Origin of the sequence: Candidatus Caldatribacterium sp., assembly GCA_014359405.1 — a bacterium.
Classification (GTDB): Bacteria; Atribacterota; Atribacteria; order Atribacterales; family Caldatribacteriaceae; genus Caldatribacterium; species Caldatribacterium oleiphilum.
Genome location: JACIZN010000073.1, coordinates 5,153 through 9,707, shown reverse-complemented (window position 1 = coordinate 9,707; position 4,555 = coordinate 5,153). Strand labels below are relative to the sequence as shown.

The following is a 4,555-nucleotide window of genomic DNA, read 5'->3' as shown; positions in this document are numbered from 1 at the left end:
GATGCAGCACGGAGGAACGTTCCTTCCCGAGCCGAAGGAAGAAAGGTGCATTGGTTGTGAGCGTTGCGTTGTGCACTGTCCACCCAAAGCCCTCTTCATCGACGAGAATGGTAAAGCAAAAGTTAAAAAGGAACTCTGCATTGGCTGTGCCGAGTGCCTCCTCTTTTGCCCGACTGGAGCCATTGACGCTTCCTGGTCGGCAAAGAGTGAGCTCCTCCAGGAGCGAATGGTGGAGTACGCTTTTGGAGCCCTGAAGGATAAGAAAGGAAAAGCGGCTTTTGTCAATTTTCTTGTCGATATCAGCCCCGATTGCGACTGTGCCCCCTGGCACGATGCAAGCATCGTCCCCGACATCGGCATTCTTGGCTCTACAGATATTGTCGCTGTCGACCAGGCTTCTGGGGATCTCATCAGAAGGGTTGAGGGATTGGCGAGCTCAAAGCTTGGGAAGCCTCTTCCTCCGGGGGACGATAAGCTCCTTGCGGTACATCCAGAGGCCCTCTGGCAGCGGCAGATTGACTATGCCGCAGAGCTTAGCTTAGGGAGTAAAGAGTACGTCCTGGAAGAGGTATAATACGGAAAAAGGAAAAGGAGGGGGTTGTGTACCTTTCAGAGCGACTTTTCCCCGGCGAAGCGCTCGCTTCTTTTCAGATTGTATTGCCTTTCCCGAGAGGTCCAGAGGGGCTCTTTTCCAGATGTAGAGCGTCTCTCTGCACTTCTTGAGGTCAGCGAGCGTACAGTATACCGGTACTTAGAACTTCTCCGCGACGATTTCGGAGCCCCTCTTGCCTTTGACCGAAAAAGGAAAGGGTACTATTTCACCGAGCCCTGGGATTTCCCCTTCCCCGAGCTTACGGAAGGGGAGGTTCTTTCCCTTTTCATCCTCGTCAACGTCCTCAAGCAATTCGCCGGTACCCCTCTTGAGAGTGCCCTCCAGAGCCTCGGAAAGAAGCTCGAGCGGCTCTTCCCGAGTCCTTTCAAGGAGACATCGCCCCACCTTGGTATGATGCTCTCACCCTTTGTTTCGGTTCTTCGTCCCCGCGTTGAGGTGGGGGAAATCTTTGGCACCCTTTTTGAGGCCATCAGGAAGCGCAAGCGCGTCCGCTTCACGTACCGGTCCATCTCCTCAGGAGAAGTAACAACCCGCGATGTTGAACCATACCACCTCTACAACTTCGAAGGTGTCTGGTACCTATGCGGATTTTGCCTCCTGCGGAAGGAAATTCGAGATTTTGCCCTGGACCGAATGACGGACGTTGTGGTGCTCTCCGAGGAATTCAGTATCCCTCAAGACTTTGACCCTGAAGAGTACCTCTCCCGGGCTTTCCGCATGTTCCGTGGAGGAACCACGAAAGTTGTGGTGCGCTTTGACCCGTATCAAGCCCGCTGGATTCGAGAGCGCATCTGGCATCCTACGCAGAAAATCACGGAGCTCGATGATGGGGGTCTCCTTTTCGAGGTGGAAGCCAACCCCGAGGAAATCAAGCGATGGGTCATCGGGTATGGAAGCCACGCAGAAATCGTAAGCCCTCCCTCCCTTCGTGAGGAGGTGAAAGAGGAAATGCAAAAAACTCTGGAGCGGTACCTTCAGACTGACACGTAGTGTCACCGGCTTTGGGTAGAATGGGGGTGAAAGTTTTTGGTTCCAAAAACCTTGGAGTCTGGCATGATGAGAGCGGTTAATAAGGGCAGTGCTCATCGTGAAGGGGCTCAGGCCGAGAAGCTGCCCTTGGAGAGGAAAATCAGAGGGTGGTAAGAAGTGCAATTAGTAGTTGAGTTTGTAGGAGATAAAGAGGTCGTCCTGCCGTTAGAGCACAACCACCTTCTGCAGGCGGCAATCTACTACCAGATAGAACAACCGGCCCTCAGAAATTTCTTGCATGAGCAGGGTTTCATCCTGGGCAAAAGGCGTTTCAAGCTTTTTGTTTTTTCACGCCTCATGGGAAAGTTCAAAATTGACGGGGAGAAACAGGAAATAATTTTTACTCTACCTTGCCGGTTAGTCATCTGCTCGCCTCTTCCTGTGGTGATGGAGGAGATGGCCAAAGGGCTTCTGCGGCAGGGACAGATTTGCCTGGGTAGGAATAGACTTATGGTGGAGTCTGTTCAGGTACGGAGCACAACAGTCACCCAAGGCTGCATCACCGTGCGTATGCTTTCACCTTTGACCGTTTACAGTACTTTTGATGGTGCTGGAAAATCCTTCACCTATTACTATTCGCCTTTTGAGCCCCGTTTTTCTGAACTCGTTCGGGAAAACCTTGCCAAAAAGTACCAGATTGTTTTTGGGTGTCCAGCACGGATTACCAATTTTGGCCTTACCCCTATTGATGTGCGGGAGAGAGACTTTAAGGTGGTCCGCTACAAGGGGACGATCGTCAAGGGATGGATGGGTAAGTACCGGCTCACTGGCGATCCGAAATTTTTAGAAATCGCCCTGAGTGCCGGATTGGGTAGCAAGAATTCCCAAGGGTTTGGTTGCTGTGAACTGGTGGAGGAGAAAGAGAGCAAAAGCACCGACTCGTACCGTGCAATGGGGTGGTAAATGTGGCAAAGGTACATTGGACAGGTCATCCGTTTGTAGACGCAGGCCTGGCGGCGCTGGCAGCGGTAGCAGGGGTTCAGCGGTTGGAGGGGTTCACAGCTGTCGCAACTATGTATGAAGCCACTGGATTTAGACGAATTTAAGAGGTGAAAAAATAATGGCAAGATCAGGTGTGCAAAAAGTAAAAATTGACCTCTCTTACCCTACGGGTAACTTCTGGGTGGATACAGGGATAGTGATACTGGTGCAAGGACTGGGTAAGGGTGAGCATTCAGTAGACGATGTACTTCAGTGGCTACTTAATAAACTGGTACAGAAAACCGGGAAAAAAGGTAAGTATTACGATAAAGTCAACAATCAGCTCCGCGAATACGATAAAGAAAAATGGGTTTATCCGACCGATTTGTTCATCAGAGTTTCTGGTACCACAAGCGAAAAAGTGGAGATAGGCGGTAAAAAATATCCCGCTCAACCACCAAAATTTGAGCTTAAGCTCACTCTTAGCAAAAAGCCCGGAGTTTGCGATCTCTGTGGTAACGAAGCTCCCCTCACCGACGCCAAAATGTGGATGTTTCCATTTGTTGTGGATCCAGGTAAGTTTGGAAACTTCTACTCGGGAACCAAACGGGGCTTGCGGTTGTGTGCCCGCTGTGCGCTGGCGGGATTGGCGGGTTACTTCGGTTGGTTATGGAAAGCCCAAGAACGCAAAGCCTTCCACTTTTTCATCTTCCATTCCGAGTTACGGGAAATGGAACGCCTTCATCGCGAAGTGCTGGAGCCATTGCGAATACAAAGTGACAAAAGCGGTAATTTCCGCCCTGCGTTTTCTGGAGCCTATATCCACGAAACCACGCTGGGCTTGTTACTGGCGCTTTTTGCTCACATTCGTCAGTCCGACCAACTTTCCGAGGAAGGTCGTCTTTATTTGGCAGCACTTTTAGGCGCTGCTTCGATGGATACCCTGCCACCCCCTATCACTCTTTATGCCGTCACAGGCGAGCCTGGACAAGCTTTCAACATGAAAGCTTTACGGGAGTTTACCAAGCTCCAATTGCTCTACCGACTCTATGAGCGCTGGGTGGAGATCATTGCCGAGAATCAGATAGATACCAATCCCCATCGGCGCGTCGTCCAGATACTGCGGCAGTTTGAGGCGCAACAGGGCAACAAGCGCGAGTCACTCTGGCGTGACAAAATTGCCAGGGCAATACTGAAGTTGGGCGATCCCTTGCCTTTTGTGGAGCAGTTCCTTTTTGATGTACGTGCCAGGGAACAAAATCCGAGGCCCTTGGTGCAGGGGAGTATGGATCTGTTTAACCATTACATACTGGAGGTGCTTGGTATGGATGAGCAATTCCAGCGTACGCTCGCAGGCTTCGGACACAGCCTCGGGGAGGCAGCGCAGGAGCATAATGAGATGGGGCTACTTTATGCCCTGCGCAACGCGAAAAATCCTGAAGATTTTTACCGCGTGCTCAACGACACTCAATTCCGGCTAGAAGTAACAATTCCGGAAGCGCTCCTGAAGATTGAAAAAGGCGAACGTATTGCCGGAGTCCCATGGGTGCGGGTCAAAACCCTGCTTTCTATTTACGCCATGAACTCTTACTTGCGCAAACGCGCGCCGCAGACAGTAGATTCTCAAAACCAGAAGGAGGAGTGAACCATGAGCAAAGCGATTGCTATTGGCTATCTGGCGAAAGTATCTGCGGCAAATGTGAATGCTTCCCACACGGAAGGCAATGTAATCGTCGCTAAAAAGGTCACACTGCCCGATGGTAGCACGATTCCCTACATTTCCGGCCAAGCCATTCGCCGGATGCTACGCGATCGGCTGGAAGAGTTGGGCTACTCGCTGTCGGAGCCTTTTGCCCAAGTGAGCGGACAGGAAGTGACGCCGCCAGTGCGACCGTGGGAATTCGTGGACGAGGACCTCTTCGGCTACTTTGACCCCTCTGGCGGACGGCGCCGGACGTCGCCTGTGCGGGTTTCGGCGGCGGTAGGCCTGTT

General features: G+C 51.8%; 4 protein-coding genes and 1 pseudogene (1 of these 5 only partly in view). All 5 read left to right on the top strand.

Annotated features, from left to right (window positions below; genetic code table 11):
- A partial coding sequence (locus H5U36_06775; GenBank protein ID MBC7217829.1) for a DUF362 domain-containing protein occupies positions 1–574 on the top strand: 574 nt, incomplete at its 5' end.
- Between the two features lie 78 nt (positions 575–652).
- On the top strand, positions 653–1,603 hold the full coding sequence (locus H5U36_06770) for a WYL domain-containing transcriptional regulator (protein ID MBC7217828.1): 951 nt from the start codon (positions 653–655) through the stop codon (positions 1,601–1,603).
- Positions 1,604–1,759: 156 nt separating this feature from the next.
- Complete coding sequence (cas6, locus tag H5U36_06765) at positions 1,760–2,545, top strand: CRISPR-associated endoribonuclease Cas6 (GenBank protein MBC7217827.1); 786 nt, start codon at positions 1,760–1,762, stop codon at positions 2,543–2,545.
- Between the two features lie 157 nt (positions 2,546–2,702).
- Positions 2,703–4,208: a hypothetical protein gene (locus H5U36_06760; protein ID MBC7217826.1), complete on the top strand. Its 1,506-nt coding sequence runs from the start codon at positions 2,703–2,705 to the stop codon at positions 4,206–4,208.
- 3 nt (positions 4,209–4,211) lie between these two features.
- A pseudogene (gene cas7i / locus H5U36_06755) lies at positions 4,212–4,555 on the top strand (type I-B CRISPR-associated protein Cas7/Cst2/DevR) (it continues 660 nt past the right edge of the window).